This window comes from Streptomyces sp. NPDC002845, from assembly GCF_053591955.1.
In genome coordinates this window covers 84,485-103,207 of the sequence record NZ_JBSFUU010000035.1, presented here as the reverse complement: position 1 = coordinate 103,207, position 18,723 = coordinate 84,485, and the positions used below count along the sequence as shown (strand labels likewise).

The 18,723-nt window shown below is 72.0% G+C and carries 14 protein-coding genes and 2 pseudogenes; 12 read left to right on the top strand and 4 right to left on the bottom strand.

The genetic code is table 11. The annotated features are described in order from the left end of the window. Nucleotides 1-661: 661 nt before the first annotated feature. A pseudogene (locus ACWD3C_RS25380) lies at nt 662-1,513 on the bottom strand (FUSC family protein); the annotation flags it as partial. A 237-nt stretch (nt 1,514-1,750) separates the two neighbouring features. Here ACWD3C_RS25380 and ACWD3C_RS25375 point away from each other — a divergent pair. Beyond that, nucleotides 1,751-2,227, top strand: a complete 477-nt coding sequence (locus ACWD3C_RS25375; protein ID WP_451147631.1) for an Lrp/AsnC family transcriptional regulator — start codon at nt 1,751-1,753, stop codon at nt 2,225-2,227. A 163-nt stretch (nt 2,228-2,390) separates the two neighbouring features. Here the strand turns inward: ACWD3C_RS25375 and ACWD3C_RS25370 are convergent, their stop codons facing one another. Beyond that, nucleotides 2,391-4,208, bottom strand: coding sequence for a glycoside hydrolase family 15 protein (locus ACWD3C_RS25370; RefSeq protein WP_451147629.1), 1,818 nt, complete (start codon nt 4,206-4,208; stop codon nt 2,391-2,393). A 126-nt stretch (nt 4,209-4,334) separates the two neighbouring features. Between ACWD3C_RS25370 and ACWD3C_RS25365 the strand changes: the two genes are divergently transcribed. The 9 genes from ACWD3C_RS25365 to ACWD3C_RS25325 all read left to right on the top strand — a co-directional run bounded on the left by ACWD3C_RS25365 (nt 4,335) and on the right by ACWD3C_RS25325 (nt 13,061). After that, on the top strand, nt 4,335-4,685 hold the full coding sequence (locus tag ACWD3C_RS25365) for a hypothetical protein (RefSeq protein WP_451147627.1): 351 nt from the start codon (nt 4,335-4,337) through the stop codon (nt 4,683-4,685). Nucleotides 4,686-4,746: 61 nt separating this feature from the next. After that, entirely contained in the window at nt 4,747-5,913 is a 1,167-nt protein-coding gene (locus tag ACWD3C_RS25360; RefSeq protein WP_451147625.1) for an NAD(P)/FAD-dependent oxidoreductase, read from the top strand. Next, entirely contained in the window at nt 5,910-6,218 is a 309-nt protein-coding gene (locus ACWD3C_RS25355) for a (2Fe-2S)-binding protein (RefSeq protein WP_451147624.1), read from the top strand. Before ACWD3C_RS25360 ends, ACWD3C_RS25355 begins: the two co-directional genes overlap by 4 nt. Then, complete coding sequence (locus ACWD3C_RS25350) at nt 6,208-7,626, top strand: FAD-dependent oxidoreductase (RefSeq protein ID WP_451147622.1); 1,419 nt, start codon at nt 6,208-6,210, stop codon at nt 7,624-7,626. The genes ACWD3C_RS25355 and ACWD3C_RS25350 overlap by 11 nt, the downstream gene beginning before the upstream one ends. A 77-nt stretch (nt 7,627-7,703) precedes the next feature. Then, entirely contained in the window at nt 7,704-8,600 is an 897-nt protein-coding gene (locus tag ACWD3C_RS25345; protein ID WP_451147620.1) for a dihydrodipicolinate synthase family protein, read from the top strand. Nucleotides 8,601-8,686: 86 nt separating this feature from the next. Further along, nucleotides 8,687-9,688: a proline racemase family protein gene (locus ACWD3C_RS25340; protein WP_451147618.1), complete on the top strand. Its 1,002-nt coding sequence runs from the start codon at nt 8,687-8,689 to the stop codon at nt 9,686-9,688. A 97-nt stretch (nt 9,689-9,785) separates the two neighbouring features. After that, nucleotides 9,786-10,478, top strand: a complete 693-nt coding sequence (locus ACWD3C_RS25335; protein WP_451147616.1) for a GntR family transcriptional regulator — start codon at nt 9,786-9,788, stop codon at nt 10,476-10,478. Nucleotides 10,479-11,581: 1,103 nt separating this feature from the next. Beyond that, nucleotides 11,582-12,526: an arabinan endo-1,5-alpha-L-arabinosidase gene (locus tag ACWD3C_RS25330; protein ID WP_451147614.1), complete on the top strand. Its 945-nt coding sequence runs from the start codon at nt 11,582-11,584 to the stop codon at nt 12,524-12,526. 142 nt (nt 12,527-12,668) lie between these two features. After that, complete coding sequence (locus tag ACWD3C_RS25325) at nt 12,669-13,061, top strand: Zn-ribbon domain-containing OB-fold protein (protein ID WP_451147612.1); 393 nt, start codon at nt 12,669-12,671, stop codon at nt 13,059-13,061. Nucleotides 13,062-13,105: 44 nt separating this feature from the next. Here the strand turns inward: ACWD3C_RS25325 and ACWD3C_RS25320 are convergent, their stop codons facing one another. Beyond that, nucleotides 13,106-15,508 carry a SpoIIE family protein phosphatase gene (locus tag ACWD3C_RS25320; RefSeq protein WP_451147610.1) on the bottom strand — a complete coding sequence of 801 codons (2,403 nt, stop codon included), beginning with the start codon at nt 15,506-15,508 and terminating at the stop codon, nt 13,106-13,108. A 208-nt stretch (nt 15,509-15,716) separates the two neighbouring features. On the opposite strand from ACWD3C_RS25320, the pseudogene ACWD3C_RS25315 reads away from it, so the two are divergent. Beyond that, nucleotides 15,717-16,486: pseudogene (locus ACWD3C_RS25315) on the top strand (3-hydroxyacyl-CoA dehydrogenase). Nucleotides 16,487-16,784: 298 nt separating this feature from the next. Here ACWD3C_RS25315 and ACWD3C_RS25310 read toward each other — a convergent pair. Continuing rightward, the gene (locus ACWD3C_RS25310) at nt 16,785-17,420 is read right to left on the bottom strand and encodes a TetR/AcrR family transcriptional regulator (RefSeq protein ID WP_451147608.1); all 636 of its coding nucleotides are present in this window, start codon (nt 17,418-17,420) and stop codon (nt 16,785-16,787) included. Nucleotides 17,421-17,569: 149 nt separating this feature from the next. On the opposite strand from ACWD3C_RS25310, the gene ACWD3C_RS25305 reads away from it, so the two are divergent. Beyond that, nucleotides 17,570-18,292, top strand: a complete 723-nt coding sequence (locus ACWD3C_RS25305; RefSeq protein WP_451147606.1) for a TetR/AcrR family transcriptional regulator — start codon at nt 17,570-17,572, stop codon at nt 18,290-18,292. Nucleotides 18,293-18,723 lie beyond the last annotated feature (431 nt).

Below are 18,723 nucleotides of genomic sequence, written 5' to 3'. Positions count from 1 at the left end.
TACTTCCAGTCGATCGCCCGCACCGCCATCGCCGCGGCCTGCCGATCGGTCAGGTCCTCGGCGAACTGCAACACCGTGACCATCGACAACACCCCGGTGACAGCCCCGGGGCACCGCGCACCCCGAACGCGTCGGCGAACGGCTCGTCGGCGAAGACCTCCGCGAGCCGATCACGCACCCGCATCGCCAGGCTCCCCTGCGGGAACGCCGCCCGGGCCACCGCCGAAGTCTGCGCCGGAACCTCCGGCAGCCCCTTCGGCCGCATCGACATCCGCATCACCCCCACGGCCGCACTACAGGACAACAGCCGCACGGACGATCATCCCGCGCCCACCGTCACCCCGCACGGAATTGAGCAGCAGAGTCCGCCATTCCGTCAAAGTTCTCTGATCATTACTGGCGTCCCCGGATACACGTGGACGCCCCGGCGCTCGCGCGACTTGGGCTTCTTCTGGGCCAACACGCCGTGCGCACCTGCACGAGAAGCCACCACTCGGGTACTGACGGCCCATCACGAAAGTCAGCACGGAGTCAGCAAGCGTCTGACCAAAGCCACCCACAGCTGACCGCACCCGCGAATCACCGCACTCGCGCGAGAGCAGTGCTTGACCTGGGAAAACGGCCGTCAGACCGGCAGTCTCGCAGGCATACGCCTTGACGCCACGAAGAACATCATCCAGCTGTAGGAGACGGCGGCGGTGTAGAAGATCCCGAACACGCACACGGCGACGAGCGCGGCCGTGGGCGTCGCGGCGCCGTGCAGCGGTACGGCGACGAGGAGCCCGGCCACGATGCCGGTGACCGTCCCGAGGACGCGCCGGAAGCCCCGGACGAGGGTCTCGCCGCGTGAGGCGGTGTTCACGAAGATCCACCAGGCGGTGCCGACTGCCCAGTACCAGCGCTCGTGCGAGAGCAGCTGGCCCGCGGCGACCGCGAAGGCGCAGGCGGCCGTCGCCTGGAAGGCCTGGCGGGTGGTGGGCCGGGCGAGGCCGCGGCCGTCGGCGGGCGCGGGCGCCACGGCTGGTGGCGTACGGCGCTCGATGCACCAGGCGCCGAAGCGCACCGCACCGGACACGGCCAGCGACAGCGCCATCGCCGCGTACAGCTCCGGCAACTGGCCCGGCCGGGCCTGCAGGAACTGGGTGATGAAGAAGGTCATGAAGGCGAAGATGCCGAGCGCGTGGCCGCGCGGGCCCCAGCGGCGGGCGTACACACCGCAGAAGATCACCGCGAGCCACGTGACGTCGCGCAGCGCCGGCACCTCGTGCAGCACGGTCGCGAGCGCGAGTACGGGGAAGCCGACGGCCGGCAGCAGCGCGGTGGTGGCCGCCTGGCCGCGCACGGTCGCGTCGCCGACCGTGAACAGCGCGAGCAGCGCGGCGAGCCCGCCCGTGATGGAGGCGGACAGCGACAATCCGGCCAGCTCCGACGCGGTCACCGCGATGCCGATGCCGAGCACCGCCCGCAGCGAGACCCGCAGTCGCAGCAGGCCCGGATCCGGGGCAACGAACATCCTCTTCACCGCCGGCTGCCGCCTCCTCCCTGGAAGAACCCACCTCAAGCACATCTCAAGGACATGGGAATGGCGCCGCGGGCACGGACCGGCTTCGTTGCCGTCCTGCGCTGTGCGGCGCCATCGATGGGCACAAGGTAAGCGTCAGTGCAGCAGTGGCTCAACCGGCTCGCGTTCGGCTGGGCCATTGGTACAGTCACTCATGAGCACCCGAGGCGACAGGGAGGCCAACGGACCATGGCCGTGGACGAGCTCGACACCCGCATCCTGCGTCTGCTCCTGGAACAGCCGCGCACCAGCGTGCGCGAGTACGCCCGCATCCTCGGCGTCGCCCGAGGCACGCTCCAGGCCCGCCTGGACCGTCTGGAACGTGACGGCGTGATCACCGGAACCGGCCCGTCCCTCTCCCCCGCCGCCCTCGGCCACCCCGTCCTCGCCTTCGTGCACATCGAGGTCACCCAGGGCCATCTCGACGACGTGGGTGACGCGCTGGCCGGCGTACCCGAGATCATCGAGGCGTTCTCGATCACGGGCGGCGGCGATCTCCTGACCCGCGTCGCGGCCCGCGACAACGCCCACCTCGAAGACGTGATCCAGGTGCTGATCAGCCTGCCGGGCGTGGTGCGGACCCGCACTGAGGTGGCGTTGCGCGAGCGCGTGCCGCACCGCCTGCTGCCGCTGGTGGAGTCGATCGGGCGGGCCGCGAACAGCTGAGCACCCGGCGCCACGCACCGGGCGGCCAGGACCTGGCTCTTGGCATGCTGGTGCCCATGAGCATTTCCGGCGGCGTCCCGGGGGTGGGTGCGGGCGGCGTTGGAGGGTTACGAGGCGGGTGAGGAGCCGCAGCGGGCGTTTGTCGACACGTGGTGACGGGGCGTCACGTCGATTCCCGTCGGGCGTGCGTGGCGTGCCGGTCCAGTTCGTAGGCCACCCGGATCAGCGGCACGTGCGTGAACGCCTGGGGGAAGTTGCCGAGTTGGCGGCACGCGACGGGGTCGTACTCCTCCGCGAGCAGGCCGACGTCGTTGCGGAGCGCCAGCAGCCGGTCGAACAACGGCCGTGCCTCGGCCTCCCGGCCGATGTGCAGCAGTGCGTCCGCGAGCCAGAAGGAGCAGGCCAGGAAGGCGCCTTCGCGTCCGGGGAGTCCGTCCGGGGCGTCGTCGGGGCCGGCCGGGTAGCGCAGCACCAGGCCGTCGGCGAGGAGTTCGCGCTGTACGGCCTCGACGGTGCCGACGATCCGAGGGTCGTCCGGGGGCAGGAAGCCGGTCTGCGGGATCAGCAGCAGCGCGGCGTCGAGGGGGCGGGAGCCGTACGACTGGGTGAACGTGCCGCGGACCGGGTCGAAGGCCTTCTCGCAGATGTCGCGGTGGATGCGGTCGCGGATCTCCCGCCACTTCCCGACGGGCCCGGGGCGTGCGTGCCGCTCGGCCATACGGACGGCCCGGTCGAAGGCGACCCAGCACATGACCTTGGAGTGGGTGTAGTGGCGCGGGGCGCCGCGCGTCTCCCACAGACCCTGGTCGGGGTCGGGCCACACCTGTTCCAGGTGGTCGAGCAGCATGTTCTGCAGGGCGAGCAGATGGCGCTCCGGGCGCAGCCCCGAGCGGATGGTCAGACAGAGGGTGTCCATCAACTCGCCCGGTACGTCGAGCTGTTCCTGTCCGGCGGCCGCGTTCCCGATCCGTACCGGCCGCGAACCCTCGTAGCCGCCGAGCCAGTCGGCCTCCCACTCGGTGAGCCGCCGCTCGCCCCCGATGCCGTACATGATCTGGATGTCCCGTGCCCGCCCCGCCACCGCCCTCTCCAGCCAGGCCCGCCAGGCGTCGGCCTCGGCGGTGAAGCCGCTGCGCAGCAGCGCCTCCAGGGTCAACCCGGCGTCGCGGAGCCAGCAGTAGCGGTAGTCCCAGTTGCGGACCCCGCCGACCTCCTCGGGGAGGGAGGTGGTGGGAGCGGCGACGATGCCGCCGGTGGGTTCGTAGGTGAGCGCCTTGAGCGTGATGAGGGAGCGGACGACGGCGTCGCGGTACGGGCCGTCGTACGTCATGGGGCGCAGCCAGTCGCTCCAGTACGCCTCGGTGGCGCGCAGCGCGTCGAACGCGTCCGCCGGGTCCGGAGCGGGCAGGTGGGAGGGATGCCAGGTCAGGACGGAGGGGATCCGTTCGCCCGCGGTGACCCGGAAGTCGGCGGTGTGGGCCGTGCCGTGGGCGGTGAGCCGTACGGGCGTGCGCAGCCAGACGGACTCGGGCCCGGCGATCCCCGTGAGCTGCCCGGCCGTCCGGCGCATCCACGGCACCACGCCCCCGTAGTCGAAGCGCAGCCGCAGTTCCATGCGCAGGTCCACGCTGCCGGACAGGCCCTCGACGATCCGTACGACGCAGGGGGCACCCTCGCGGCGCGGCATGAAGTCGGTGACCAGGGCGCGGCCGTCCGCGGTCTCCCATTCGGTGTCCAGGATCAGGGTTTCGCCGCGGTAGCGGCGGTGGGCGCGCGCCCCGGCCGGGTCCGCCGGGCCGATGCGCCAGCGGCCGTTGCCCTCGTCGCCGAGCAGCGCGGCGAAGCACGCGGGCGAGTCGAAGCGCGGCAGGCACAGCCAGTCCAGGCTGCCGTCCCTGCCGATCAGGCCCGCGGTCAGCAGGTCCCCCACCAGGGCGTAGTCCTCGATGGGGCCGGGCTGGGAGCGAGGGCCGACGTGCATGAGCCCAGTGTCGGGGCGGGCGGGGGTGCGGGCATGCCGGGCGGGGCGTTCGAGTTGCCGTACGACGTGCCGCGTTGTGCCCTGGAAGTCCGAGGGGGCCAGGTGTTGCGAGAGAGGAACCGCCCCATGGACGAGTCGGACCCCGGAGCGGTGCCGGACCCCAAGGCGGTGCCCGAGACCTTCGCGTTCGCCTGCGGTGACTGCGGGCACACCTGGGAGGCCACGTTCCAGGTGATGTTCTTCACCGACCCGAACGATCCCACGGGGCTGACCACGCAGGAGTACGTCGACGAGGTCGGCCATGCGATCCGGTCGCCCCTGTCCGACGCGGTGTGTCCCGAGTGCGGTGGCCGGAAGGTGCACGTGATGGAGCCGGAGGCGGCGGAGCGCGCGCGGGAGACCGAGCGGAAGGAGCGGACCGGGCAGACCGGGAGGCCGCGCCACAAGCGTCACCTCTTCAGGCGGCATACGCGGTGAGGGGACGCCCGGTCTCTGTTCGGTCTCTGTTCCGTACAGGAACATGTGACATAGTACTGGCGTGAGCAACCGACTGACCTGCGATGTCGTGGTCGTCGGGGCCGGGATGGTGGGCGCGGCCTGCGCCCTGTACGCGGCCCGGGCGGGCCTGGACGTCGTCGTGGTGGACCGCGGCCCGGTGGCCGGCGGCACGACCGGCGCGGGCGAGGGCAATCTGCTCGTCTCCGACAAGGAACCGGGCCCCGAGCTCGGACTCGCCCTGCTGTCGGGCCGGTTGTGGGCGGACCTCGCCGCCGATACGCGGCTCGCGACGGCGATCGAGTACGAGGCCAAGGGGGGCGTGGTCGTCGCCTCCACGCCCGACGGACTCGCGGCCCTGGAGGGCTTCGTGGACGGACAGCGCAGGGCGGGAGTGCGGGCCGTGAGTGTTCCGGCGGACCAACTCCCGGATCTTGAGCCGCACTTGGCGCCCACCCTGGCCGGCGGTGTGCTCTATCCGCAGGACGCCCAGGTCATGCCGTCGCTCGCCGCCGCCCATCTCGTCCGGGCCTCGGGTGCGCGGCTGCTCACCGGCCGGACCGTGACCGAGGTGCTGCGCGCACCGGAGGGCTCCGTACGCGGGGTGCGCACCGACCGCGGCGACATCCACACCCCGGCCGTCGTGAACGCGGCCGGTACCTGGGGCGCCGAGGTCGCCGCCCTCGCGGGCGTGCGCCTGCCCGTGCTCCCCCGGCGCGGATTCGTCCTCGTCACCGAGCCCCTCCCCCGCATGGTGCGGCACAAGGTGTACGCCGCCGACTACGTGGCCGACGTCGCCAGCGACTCCGCTGCGCTGCAGACCTCGCCGGTGGTCGAGGGCACGGCGGCGGGGCCGGTCCTGATCGGTGCGAGCCGGGAGCGGGTGGGCTTCGACCGGTCGTTCTCCCTGCCGGTCGTACGGGCGCTGGCGGCGGGGGCGACCCGGCTGTTCCCGTTCCTGGAGGGGGTCCGCGCGATGCGGACGTACGTGGGGTTCCGGCCGTACATGCCCGACCATCTGCCCGCGATCGGGCCCGACCCGCGGCTGCCGGGGCTGTTCCATGCCTGCGGGCACGAGGGCGCGGGCATCGGCCTCGCCACCGGGACGGGCCATCTGATCGCTCAGGTGCTGGCCGGTAGGTCTCCGGAGCTGGATCTGTCGCCGTTCCGGCCTGATCGTTTCCCCTTGCACGAGGAGGAGGCACCGTGACGTCCCGTACCCCGCCGGAGTTGGCCGGTGCCCGGCCCGGTCCGGCGTTCACCGTCACCTTCGACGGCCGTGAGATCGAGGCGCTGCCCGGCCAGACGGTCGCCGCCGTGCTGTGGGCGGCGGGCGTCTCCTCCTGGCGCTCCACACGGGGCGAAGGCCGCCCGCGCGGGATCTTCTGCGGGATCGGCGTCTGCTTCGACTGCCTGGTCACCGTCGACGAGCGCCCCAACCAGCGAGCCTGTCTCGTCCCGGCCGAGCCGGGCGCCGACATCCGTACGCAGGAGGGGACGGGGCATGAGCGGTGAACGACCGCACCTCGCGGTGATCGGCGCGGGTCCGGCGGGGCTCGCCGCGACCCTGGCGGCCGCCGGGCGGGGCGTGCGCGTCACGCTGATCGACGCGGCCGCCGAGCCGGGCGGACAGTTCTACCGGCAGCCCGCGGCCGGGCTCGGGGCGCGCCGCCCCGAGGCGCTGCACCACCAGTGGCGCACATGGCGGCGGCTGCGGGAGGGCCTGGACGGGCACATCGGCAAGGGGCGCGTACAGCATCTGACAGATCATCATGTGTGGCTGGTGGAGCGGGACTTCGGGGAGGTCTCCAGCGGCTTCACCGTGCACGCTCTGCTCGGGCCCGCGCAGGAGGAGCCCGTCGAGGTGCACGCGGACGCCGTGCTCCTGGCGACCGGCGGGTACGAGACGGTGCTGCCGTTCCCCGGCTGGACCCTGCCCGGCGTGATCACCGCGGGCGGCGCCCAGGCCATGCTCAAGGGCGGGCTCGTGCTGCCCGGGCACAGGGTGGTGGTCGCGGGCACGGGGCCGCTGCTGCTGCCCGTGGCCACCGGGCTGGCCGCGGCGGGTGCCGAGGTCGCCGCGCTGGTCGAATCGGCCGATCCCCGGGCTTTTGTGCGGCGTACGGCGGACCTGGCGGCACAGCCCGCCAAGCTGGCCGAGGGCGCCCAGTACGCGGCCGCGCTGCTGCGGCACCGTATTCCGGTGAAGGCGCGCCACACCGTGGTGGCGGCACACGGCGAGGAGCGGGTGGAGGCGGTGACGGTCGCCGCGCTGGACGCCGAGGGCCGGGTGCGGTCCGGCACCGAGCGGCGCATCGTGTGCGACGCGCTCGCCGTCGGGCACGGCATGCTGCCGCACACCGACCTCGCCGAAAGCCTCGGCTGCCGTATCGACGGGCTCACGGTGTACGCCGACGACGAGCAGCGCACCGACGTGCCCGGCGTATGGGCGGCGGGCGAGACCACCGGCATCGGGGGCGCGGGCCTGGCGCTCGCCGAGGGGCACATCGCCGGACGGTCGGTCGCGGCCCGGCTCGCGGGCACCGAACCCGACCCGCGCGCGTGGGCGGCGGCCGCCCGGGCACGTACGAAGCTGCGGAGGTTCTTCGTGGCGATGGACAGCTGTTACGTGCCTCCCGCGCACTGGACCGAGCAGGTCACCGACGACACGGTCGTCTGCCGCTGCGAGGAGGTCCCGGCCGGGGCCGTCCGCGAGGCCGTCGCCGAACTGGGCGCTGGTGATCTGCGCACCGTCAAGCTGCTCACCCGTGCCGGTATGGGCTGGTGCCAGGGCCGGATGTGCGGGCCGGCGGTGGCGGGACTCGCCGGGTGCGAACTCGGCGCGGGCCGACGGCCGTTCGCCCGGCCGGTACCGCTGGGTGTGCTGGCCCGCGCCGGGGAGGCCGGGAAACCGGAAGACTGATCCTGACCGGGGTTGCACCACAGCCCGCGCCCCGCAAAACGCAGTAATATGTCACACCCCACTGAGAGGGAACATCCATGGCCACCATCGAAAACCGCCCCTGGCGCGGCGTCCTCGTCGCCACCGCCCTCCCGCTCGACGACGACCTCTCCGTCAACTACGACAAGTACGCCGAGCACTGCGCCTGGCTGGTCGAGAACGGCTGCGACGGCGTCGTACCGAACGGGTCGCTCGGCGAGTACCAGGTACTGACCCCCGAGGAGCGCGCCAAGGTCGTCGAGACGGCCGTGGCGGCGATCGGCGGGACGCGGGTGATGCCCGGTGTCGCCGCGTACGGCAGCGTCGAGGCCCGCCGCTGGGCCGAGCAGGCACGCGAGGCGGGCTGCGAGTCGGTGATGCTGCTGCCGCCGAACGCGTACCGTGCCGACGAACGGTCGGTGCTCGCCCACTACGCGGAGGTCGCGAAGTCGGGCGTCCCGATCGTGGCGTACAACAACCCCATCGACACCAAGGTCGACCTGGTCCCCGAACTGCTCGCGAAGCTGCACGCCGAGGGGCACATCCACGCGGTCAAGGAATTCTCCGGTGACGTCCGTCGCGCCTACCAGCTGGCCGAACTCGCCCCGGAACTGGACCTGTTGATCGGCGCCGACGACGTTCTGCTGGAGCTGGCGCTCGCGGGCGCCAAGGGCTGGGTGGCCGGCTACCCGAACGCGCTGCCGAAGGCCACGGTCGAGCTGTACCGGGCGGCCGTGCGCGGCGACCTCGCCACGGCCGAGGCCCTGTACCGGCAGCTGCACCCGCTGCTGCGCTGGGACTCCAAGGTCGAGTTCGTGCAGGCCATCAAGTTGTCCATGGACATCGTGGGCCGGCACGGCGGCCCCTGTCGTCCGCCGCGCGTTGCTCTGCTGCCCGAGCAGGAGGCCGCGATCCGGGCCGCGACCGAGAAGGCCGTGGCGGCAGGGCTGGCCTGAGCGCCGTACAGAGCCGTACAGACGCGCCGTACAGGCAGTGCCTGCCGTACAGACAGTGCCGTACAGACCTGACAGGGAGGGGTCCCATGCGCAGCAAACTCGTCCTGCACGCCGTCGACTCGCACACCGAGGGCATGCCGACCCGGGTCATCACCGGGGGCATCGGCACGATCCCGGGCGCGACCATGAACGAGCGGCGGCTGTACTTCCGTGAGCACCGCGACGACATCAAGCAGCTGCTGATGAACGAGCCGCGCGGTCACTCCGCGATGAGCGGCGCCATCCTCCAGCCGCCCACGCGTCCCGACTGCGACTGGGGCGTCGTCTACATCGAGGTCTCGGGCTATCTGCCGATGTGCGGTCACGGCACGATCGGCGTGGCGACGGTGCTGGTGGAGACGGGCATGGTCGAGGTCGTCGAACCGGTCACCACCATCCGCCTCGACACCCCGGCGGGCCTCGTCGTCGCCGAGGTCACGGTGGAGGACGGCGCGGCCAAGGCAGTCACGCTGCAGAACGTGCCGTCCTTCTGCGTCGGCCTCGACCGCAAGGCCACCCTGCCCGACGGGCGCACGGTCACCTATGACCTGGCGTACGGCGGGAACTTCTACGCGATCCTCCCGCTGGACGAGTTCGGCCTCCCCTTCGACCGCGCCCGCAAGGACGACATCCTCAAGGCCGGACTCTCGCTCATGGAGGCCATCAACGCGGAGGGCGAACCGGTCCACCCCGAGGACCCCTCCATCCGCGGTGTCCACCACGTCCACGCGTACGCCCCCGGCTCCACCGCCCGCCACTCCCGGCACGCGATGGCGATCCACCCCGGGTGGTTCGACCGCTCACCGTGCGGTACGGGTACCAGTGCGCGTATGGCGCAGTTGCACGCGCGCGGGGAACTTCCCCTGAACACCGAGTTCGTGAACGAGTCGTTCATCGGCACGCGCTTCACCGGACGGCTGCTGGGCACCACGGAGGTCGCCGGATTCCCGGCCGTGCTGCCCAGCTTCACCGGGCGGGCCTGGGTCACGGGCACGGCGCAGTACCTGCTCGATCCGTCAGACCCGTTCCCGGCAGGATTCGTTCTCTAGATTCCTTCGGATTCGTCTGTCGTTCTCTGGATTCGTCCCACCAGCCACACCCGGTCCGGTCTCCTCCCGGACCGCCTCACCTCCTCAAGGACAACCCATGGCCGCCCAGCGCAGCAGCGCACCCTCCGCCGCGCCCGCCCTGCCCACGCTCGGCGGCAAGAAGAGCAGCTACCGCGAGCGGGTCGCGGACGCGCTGCGGGCCGCGCTGATCGCGGGTGAGCTGCGCGCCGGCGAGGTCTACTCGGCGCCCATGCTCGCCGCCCGCTTCGGGGTCTCGGCGACCCCGGTCCGCGAGGCCATGCTCGACCTGGCGAAGGAGGGCCTGGTCGACACGGTGCCGAACAAGGGCTTCCGGGTCACCGCCGTCTCCGAACAGCAGCTCGACGAGTACACCCACATCCGCGCGCTCATCGAGATCCCGACCACTGTGGAGCTGGCCAGGATCGCCGACCCCGTCTCCCTGGAGGCCCTGCGCCCTGCCGCCCGCGAGATCGTCGCCGCGGCGGCCGCGGGCGACCTCATCGCGTACGTGGAGGCCGACACCCGCTTCCACCTCGGCCTGCTCGCCCTCGCGGGCAACGCCCACCTCGTCGAGGTCGTCGGCGATCTGCGCAAGCGGTCCCGCCTCTACGGCCTCACCGCGCTCGTCGAGGCGGGCCGCCTGCCGGCCTCCGCCCAGGAGCACCTGGAACTCCTCGACGCGCTGATCGACCGCGACGGGGAGGCGGTCCGCGAGGTCATGACCCGCCACCTGGGCCACGTACGCGGTCAGTGGGCGGCCCACGACTGAGAGCCTGTGCATATCCCCGGCCGGGCGCCCGCCGCCTGGCACGCACTCCCCCACTGCCTTAAGGGCGTGGGGGGACCCCCAGCCGCGTTGCCGAAAGGCCCTGGTAGCTCCTCCCCCACGCTCGGCTTCGCTCGCGCGGGGCCGCCCCCATCGAGGACCTTCCGGCGCCTTGTGATCGCACGCTCCCCCACTCTCGGCTGCGCTTGAGCGGGGGGACCCCCATGACGACGTGCGCTGATCCGACCGGGGACATGACACAGGCTCTGACACCGCCGACGCACGGGGCACCACCACGGCACGGCGCGGCAGCCGCAAGGTCTGTCCGGGACTTGCAGGTGTGCGCGCCGCCGGTGGTCCAGCAGATGAGGCCGGGGTCGTCCCGGTCGCGGTACTGGCCGAAGACGGGGGATTCGGGGCTCCGTAGCCGGGTGCGGTGGGCACGGCCAGGTGGGACCCGGGGTTGATGCCGGTGACGTAGGCGCACGGGGTCCGGTCGCCGGAGATGCCGCACTGGTGGATCGCGGCGCCCTCCGGTCTCGCTGCGACGAGGAGGGCGGAGGCCGTGGCGGTGAGCACGGCTCCCCCAGGGGTGAGAGCACGCAGTCGCCGGTGTCGAGAAACCGGTCGTTGACGTAGCCGACGGTGCGGCGTGTGAAGACCCCCATCCAGCACCGGTAGCCGTTGCCGCCCGTGTCCGGGCAAGCCGGTGGTCCAGCAACTGCCCTCCAGCCACTGCCCGTTGCCGTAACGGGCCACCGGCGTCGAGCCGTAGCGCGGTTCGGTGCGCGTCACCAGGGCTGAGCCCGGGTCGATCCCGATCACCTGGGCTCAGCGCCGGCGCCTGGACACGGGCGCGGAGCGGTCTGGGCGGGACCCGAGTGGTCGTGACGTCGGCGTCGCCCGGCTCCCGGGCCATGAGGCACCCGGCAACCTCAAGGGCCCGGGCGGCGACTACACAGCGTACGGCCACGCGCACGTCCCGCACGTCCCGCACCTGCCGGACGGAATCCCGCACGGACCAGGAGACCCGGATGAGCCGAACCCGAACGCACCCCCGTCGAAAGCGTCGAGGCAGGTCGGGCGGCCTGTTGCGCAGGGGTGTCATGGCCCTGCCCGCGGCCGTCCTGCTGGCCCTGCTGCCGTCCACCGCGTCGGCGTATCCCGATCCGGGGCATGTCACCGGTGCGACCGTCGTGCACGATCCGACGATGATCCGCACCTCGTCGGGGCAGTACCTGCTGTACGCCACCGGCGGCGGTATCAGCAACCGCACCTCCACCGACCGCGTCGCGTTCGGCGCGGGCCGGGATGCCTTCTCCGCGCGGCCCGGTTGGTGGTCGCGCTACTCGTCGGTGCCTCAGGCGTGGGCGCCGGACATCTCGTACCACGGTGGCAAGTACCTGATGTACTACTCCGTCTCGTCCTTCGGTTCGCAGAACTCGGCGATCGGGCTGGCGGGTTCGAGCACCGGGCAGCCCGGCAGCTGGACGGACTACGGGATCGTCCACACATGGAGCCCGTCGACCGACTACAACGCCATCGACCCGAACCTGTTCGTCGACGGGGACGGCAAGTGGTGGCTGTCGTTCGGCAGTTGGTGGTCCGGGATCAAGATGATCCAGATCGATCCGTCGACGGGCAAGCAGCTCGCGTCGAACACCACGCTCTACTCGCTCGCCTCCCGCCCGACCGGCACCAAGGCCGTCGAGGCGCCGTTCGTCGTCAAACGCAACGGCTACTACTACCTGTTCGCCTCGTACGACACATGCTGCGCCGGCACGAGTTCGACCTACAAGGTCAAGGTCGGCCGGGCGACCAGTGTCACCGGGCCGTACTACGACAGGAACGGCGTGCCGATGCTGAGCAACGGCAGCACACCGGTACTGGAGTCGCACGGCGCCGTCATCGGCCCCGGCGGCCAGTCGATCCTCAACGACGTGGACGGCGACCTGATCGTCTACCACTACTACGACCGCGACGACAACGGCACCCCGAAGCTCGGCATCAACCTTCTGGACTGGAGCAGCGGCTGGCCCGTCGCGCACTGAGCCGTCGGCGGCTCTGGGGCCGCCATCGAACGTACGGTACTCAGTACCTTTCCTGCCGGAACTGAGTACCGTACGATGCCGGCGTGCGCACTCTGTGCGAGCGCACCGGATCCGGCCCACCGCAGTGCAAGGAGATGGCATCGTGTTCCAGCCGGAAATCGGGACGGCGGCGGGAGTTCTCGACGCCGCACCGTGCCAGGAGACCCTCGCCTACCAGCGGTGCCGGTGGTGCGGCACCGCCACCTACCAGCGACTGCTCTGCCCCGTCTGCGCCTCGACCGAGCTGCGGACCGAGCGCAGCACGGGCGAGGGGACCATCCGCCGGACGACCGTTGTCCGGCGCAACACCCCCGCCGCGCGCAATGTGTCCCTCGTCGAGATGTCCGAGGGGTTCACCGTGCGCGGGCGGGTGAAGGGCCCGTTCATGGCCATCCACCCGGGCATGCGGGTACGGCTCACCGACCCCGAGGACCCGGTGCGCGGGGAGCCCGTGTTCGAGTTGTGCGACGTCTGCTACGACGCGCGCTGGCGCTGACGGCGGCGGCGCGCCGGACAGCAGCACACCACTAGGAACGCTCCCTAAGGCTCGTCCGGCAGCGCCTGCTCCGCCCAGATGGTCTTCCCCACGGTCGTCTGCCGTGTCCCCCAGCGTTCGGTGAGCTGGGCGACGAGGAGGAGCCCCCGGCCGCCCTCGTCGAAGACGCGGGCCCGGCGCAGATGAGGGGCGGTGCTGCTGCCGTCGGAGACCTCGCAGACGAGGGTGGTGTCGCGGATGAGGCGCAGCCGGATGGGGTCGCCGCCGTAGCGGATGGCGTTGGTGACGAGTTCACTGACGACCAGTTCCGTGATGAAAGCGGCCTCGTCCAGGCCCCAGACCGCCAGCTGTGCCGTCGCGTACTTGCGGGCCTCGGCGACGACCTGGGGGTTGGCCGGGATGTCCCAGGTCGCCACGCGGGCGGTGTCGAGGACGCGGGTGCGGGCCAGGAGGAGGGCGATGTCGTCGGCGGGGCGGGCGGGCAGGAGTGTCTTCAGCAGTTCGTCGGAGAGTTCCTCCAGGCCGCGTCCGGGCCGGCGTCCCAGTACCTCGCCCATGAGCGCGAGGCTCTCGTCGGTGCCACGCTCCCTCGCCTTGATCAGGCCGTCCGTGTAGAGGGCGAGCAGGCTGCCCTCGGGGACCTCGAACTCGGAGTTCTCGAAGGGCAGTCCGCCGACCCCGAGCGGCGGGCCGACGGGCAGGTCGGGAAAGTCGACCGTGCCGTCGGGCGTCACCACGGCGGGCAGCACGTGTCCGGCGCTGGCGAGGGAGCAGCGACGCGACACGGGGTCGTACACGGCGTACAGGCAGGCGGCGCTGGTCTCCGCCGCCGTCGGGACGTCGTGTTGTCCGGCGGCCTCGCGGGCCAGGCGGATCACCACGTCGTCGAGCTGGGTGAGCAGTTCGTCGGGGGGCAGGTCGACGTCGGCCAGCGTACGGACGGCGGTGCGCAGTTGGGCCATGGTCGCCGAGGCCCGCAGTCCGTGGCCGACGACGTCGCCGACCACCAGGGCGACGCGGGCGCCGGAGAGCGGGATCACGTCGTACCAGTCGCCGCCGACGCCCGCGCGCGACCCGGCGGGCAGATAGCGGGTGGCCACGTCCACGGCCGACTGGGCGGGCGTACCGCGCTGGAGGAGGCTGCGCTGGAGGGTGATCGCGGTGGTCCGCTCGCGGGTGTAGCGGCGGGCGTTGTCGACGCACAGGGCCGCGCGGGCCGCGATCTCCCGGGCCAGCAGCAGGTCCTCGGCGCCGAAGGGCTGCCCCGTACGGTGCCGGTGGAACTGGGCCAGCCCGAGCGTGACCCCGCGGGCTCTGAGCGGGACGACCAGCATGCTGTGAATGCCGTGCGTGCGGACACTTTCGGCCCGCTCCGGCTCCGCGATCAGCCATGCGGGCGGGCGGGACGGATCGAGGCGGTGCAGGGTGGGGCGCCCGGTGGCCAGCGCGTCCGCCTGCGGTGAGTCCTCCTGGTAGACGTGCCGCCGTCCGACGGCGATGACCGCCTCCGGGCAGCCCTTCAGCACGGACGCCTGGGCGGAGCGGCGGAAGAGCGGCGGGCTCCCTTCCGTTCCGGTGTCCGTCTCGCCGCCCTGGAACAGCTCGTCCAGCAGGTCGACGATCACGAAGTCGGCGAACCCCTCGACGCCGATGTCGGCGAGTTCCTGCGCCGTCCGGGTGACGTCCAGTGTGGTGCCCACCCGCACGCTCGCCTCGTTCACCACGGACAGTCGGCGCCGCGCCCAGTACTGCTCGGTCGTGTCGTACACGGCGGAGGCGACTCCGCGCACCCGGCCCTGCGGGTCCCGGAGCGGGTAGAGCAGGGAGGACCAGGAGCGCTCGCGCGGCACGCCGGGGGTGCGGATGTACGCCTGGTGGCGTACGACCTCGCCGCTGCGCATGGCCTGCTCGGCCAGACGGGGGATCTCCTCGGTGCCGGGGAGGATCGCGCCGGAGATCTGCTTGGCGAGACCCAGCCCGAACAGCTCGTCCTCGGTCGCTCCCGCAAAGGCATTGAAGGCGTCGTTGGTGCCGACGACCCGCCGTGCGTCGTCGCAGACGACCACGGCGATGGGCAGCTGATCCATCGCCCAGCGCTTCAGCAGGCCGGGCGCGGGCTCTGCCGTCTCCGCCGGCTCGGCGGCCGCCACGATCCACAGCGGTCCGCCATCAGCGGCGAGCGGCTGGGCGCGGACCACCAGCTCCCGCCGCTGCCCGTCACGGGTCCGCAGGACGGTACGCCCGCTCCACGCCGTACGGGCGGCGAGGGCGCTCCGGGCGTCGGCGGGGACGTCGTCCGCGAGCAGCTGCCCGGCGTCACGGCCGACCGCGTCCGCCGCCTCGTACCCGAGCAGCCGCCTCGCTCCCGCGCTCCAGGCCACGATCCGACCGCCGCCGTCGATCACGGCCGTGGCCTCCCGGTCGGGGCCCAGAACGTCCTTGTCCATGACGATGTCTCTCGGGTACGCCGCAGGTCCCGCCCCACGGGTTGATCCCAGCATGAACGCTCGGCCGGGCGCCCTCAACCAGTTCACCGAAGCCCAGCCGGTTCCGAGGGCTCACCCCTTCCCAAGGCACCGGGGCGTTCGTACGATGACGACACCTCACTGAACGAACGCTAACTAAGGCTCGGCCGCGCGCAGGAGGAGCACCCGTATGCAGCTCACCGACGCCGATGTCGTCCTAGTCACCGGAGGCGCCTCCGGCCTCGGCCTGGCCACCGCGCGACGGCTGGCGGCGGACGGCGCCCGGATCGTCGTCGCGGATCTGCCGTCCTCCGAGGGCAAGGAGGTCGCCCACAGCCTCGGCACCGGCGCCGCCTTCGCCCCGACGGACGTGACCGACGAGGCCCAGGTCACCGCCGCCTCGACACGGCGGCCGGCCTCGGTACGCTCCGCACCCTGGTGAACTGCGCGGGCATCGGCGCGGACGTCTTCCGCGTCGTCGGCAAGCAGGGCCCGTTCCCGTACGAGAAGTTCCGCCGGACCGTCGAGGTGAACCTGATCGGCACCTTCAACGTCATCCGCCTCGCCGCCGAACGCATGATCACCGGCTCGGCGCCGGTGGGCGAGGAGCGCGGGGTCATCGTCAACACGGCCTCCGTGGCCGCCTTCGACGGCCAGATCGGCCAGGCCGCGTACGCCGCCTCCAAGGGCGGTGTGGTCAGCATGACCCTGCCCCTCGCCCGCGACCTGGCCCAGCACCTCATCCGGGTCGTCACCATCGCGCCGGGTCTGTTCGCCACCCCGCCGCTCGCCGGGCTCTCGCAGGAGGCGCGGGACTCGCTCGGCACCCAGGTCCCCCACCCGAGCCGCCTCGGCCGCCCCGAGGAGTACGCCGACCTGGTCGCCCATGTCGTGGCCAACCCGATGCTCAACGGGGAGACGATCCGGCTCGACGGGGCGATCCGGATGGCTCCGCGGTAGGGCCTGTCCGGCGGATCACGTCGGCTTCGACCTGCGGTGACCTTGAAAGTGCCGGTGAGCGGGGTCATGGGGGTGCCCTCGCGCGAGCCGGGCGAAGCCGGTTCGCGCGAGGGGGAACGTGCAGCCGCAAGGCGGAGGAGGCTGTGACATCAGCCGCTGCCGCGGCGGGCGACACAGAGCGTCGGCTACCGACGACAACGGCGCTGGGGGCATCCCCTCTGGGGGAGTGCGTGCCAGACCCCGCGGCCCAGGCGTGATCCGCCGGACAGGCCCTGACTCCGGGGAGGACGGCGGGACTTCAGGCGGGCCGGTGGCCGACCGTGGCCAGGGCGATGGTCACGTACCGCTTGGCGATGTCGAACGGCGTGAGCTCGCCGTCGGGCCGGTACCAGTGGGCGATGCCCTGGCACATCGTGAGCACGGCGCGGCTCGCCTCCACCGGGACCGGGATGGTGAAGACCCCGGCGTCCGCGCCCTCTCGCACGGTGTCGCGCAGGAGGCCTTCGAGTTCGTCACGCAGGGCGACATAGCGGGCCCGGTTGCCGGGTTCGAGGCTGCGGATCTCCGTGTCGAGGAAGGCGAGCGGGGTCCGGTGGGTCATGTACAGCGCGATGCACTCGACGAGTGCGCCGAACCGGTCCACCGGGTCGTCCCCGGCCTCCTCGACAGCCGTACGGCAGCGGCCGAGGACCGAAGCCAGGGAGCCGAGCAGCAGTTCGACGAGGATGGCCTGCTTGTTGGCGTAGTGGTAGTACAGGGCCGGTACGGTCACCCCCACGCGGCGCGCGAGATCCCGGACCGTGGTGGCGTGGTAGCCGTGCTCCACGATGGCGTCCAGCGCGTGCGCGAGGATCGGCGGCAGCTCCAGCGGGCCGTACACCCGCCAGTCGGTGTGCCCGTCCGCGCGCAGGTCCTCGACCGTCGTCTCCGCCATCACGCCCGCCTTCCCGATGGCTCCGTTTCCCGATGGCTCTGTGGCCCTGAACTATCGTTCACTAAGTTTACGAGTTCCCTCTTCAAGGTCCCCGGGCGAGCCTCGCGCGAGTGGCAGTCGGGCCCTCGGACCAGGAAGGATGAGCGCCCATGAGCAAGCCACCCGCACGGATCCGACTCGCCGACGCCGCGTTCACCCTCTTCGACGAGCGCGGATACGAGCAGACCACCGTCGACGACATCGCCGAGCGAGCCGGCGTCGGGCGCACCACGTTCTTCCGGAACTACCGGTCCAAGGAAGACGTGATCTTCCCCGACCACGACCGGCTGATCACGCTCATCCGAGACCGGCTGGCGACCTCCAACCACAGCACCGCCCTGGTCGCCGTGTCCGACGCCGTCCGCCTCGTCCTGCTGCACTACATCGACGAGGGCGAACTGGCCCGCCGGCGCTACGCCCTCACCAGCAAGGTGCCCACCCTGCGCGACCGCGAGATCGCCGGCGTGGCACGCTACCAGCGGTTGTTCCGCGAGTTCATCGCCGACTGGATGGGCGGCACCGGGGAGCCGGCGTCGCTCCGGGCCGAACTCATGGCGGCCGCCGTGGTCGCCGCCCACAACCACGTGCTACGGCGCTGGCTGCGGGGCGAGTCCGCCGAACCCGTCGCCGAACTCGACGACGCCATGCGCGAGGTGCTCGCGCTCTTCCCCGCGCCCCGGTCCCGCGCGGGCGACGGCAACGGCGGCGACGGCGGCGACGGTACGACCGTGATCGCCTTCAGAAGCGGTCAGGATCTCGACACAATCCTGCGGGCCCTTGAATCCTTGCAGGTCAGGGGCGATATTGAATGGTCCACGACTGACCAGATCTAACGAATTCTCACACGCCGCCCTCATCGGAGCTGACGGCATCCACGCGATGCTTGAGGCTGACGCTGAGACCGGCAGGCCTCGCTGGTTCGGGGAAGGCGTGTTGAGGAGCGAAAGTGGACTGGCTCCGCCGACGTGCCTGAAGAGGGGGAACCTGCCAGAAGCGAGCCGGAGTCGCCGACGCCGTGATCGTAACTGCCGCGGGCAACGGATCGGGATGGGAGCCGGACCGGCCGAGGGGCCGACAACCCGGCGAGGCCGCCGTGAGCCCGAGACTGAACGCGGACCCCCGTCACCCCGACCACGACGAGGGCCCGGCACGCCACACGGTGTCCCGGGCCCTCGTTGTCCGCCTACTGCTCGTCGGAGTCCTGGCGGGAACACGGCCAGCTCGTTGCCGCGCCTTGTGCGCAACCACCGGGCACCTCCATACA

What these genes read in the sequence shown, in the direction of transcription:
- ACWD3C_RS25305 (WP_451147606.1), top strand. Translation starts at nt 17,570, where the DNA reads ATGAGCAAGCCACCCGCACGGATCCGACTCGCCGACGCCGCGTTCACC.
- ACWD3C_RS25345 (WP_451147620.1), top strand. Translation starts at nt 7,704, where the DNA reads ATGGCCACCATCGAAAACCGCCCCTGGCGCGGCGTCCTCGTCGCCACC.
- ACWD3C_RS25330 (WP_451147614.1), top strand. Translation starts at nt 11,582, where the DNA reads ATGGCCCTGCCCGCGGCCGTCCTGCTGGCCCTGCTGCCGTCCACCGCG.
- ACWD3C_RS25335 (WP_451147616.1), top strand. Translation starts at nt 9,786, where the DNA reads ATGGCCGCCCAGCGCAGCAGCGCACCCTCCGCCGCGCCCGCCCTGCCC.
- ACWD3C_RS25310 (WP_451147608.1), bottom strand. Translation starts at nt 17,420, where the DNA reads ATGGCGGAGACGACGGTCGAGGACCTGCGCGCGGACGGGCACACCGAC.
- ACWD3C_RS25340 (WP_451147618.1), top strand. Translation starts at nt 8,687, where the DNA reads ATGCGCAGCAAACTCGTCCTGCACGCCGTCGACTCGCACACCGAGGGC.
- ACWD3C_RS25375 (WP_451147631.1), top strand. Translation starts at nt 1,751, where the DNA reads ATGGCCGTGGACGAGCTCGACACCCGCATCCTGCGTCTGCTCCTGGAA.
- ACWD3C_RS25370 (WP_451147629.1), bottom strand. Translation starts at nt 4,208, where the DNA reads ATGCACGTCGGCCCTCGCTCCCAGCCCGGCCCCATCGAGGACTACGCC.
- ACWD3C_RS25350 (WP_451147622.1), top strand. Translation starts at nt 6,208, where the DNA reads ATGAGCGGTGAACGACCGCACCTCGCGGTGATCGGCGCGGGTCCGGCG.
- ACWD3C_RS25320 (WP_451147610.1), bottom strand. Translation starts at nt 15,508, where the DNA reads ATGGACAAGGACGTTCTGGGCCCCGACCGGGAGGCCACGGCCGTGATC.
- ACWD3C_RS25365 (WP_451147627.1), top strand. Translation starts at nt 4,335, where the DNA reads ATGGACGAGTCGGACCCCGGAGCGGTGCCGGACCCCAAGGCGGTGCCC.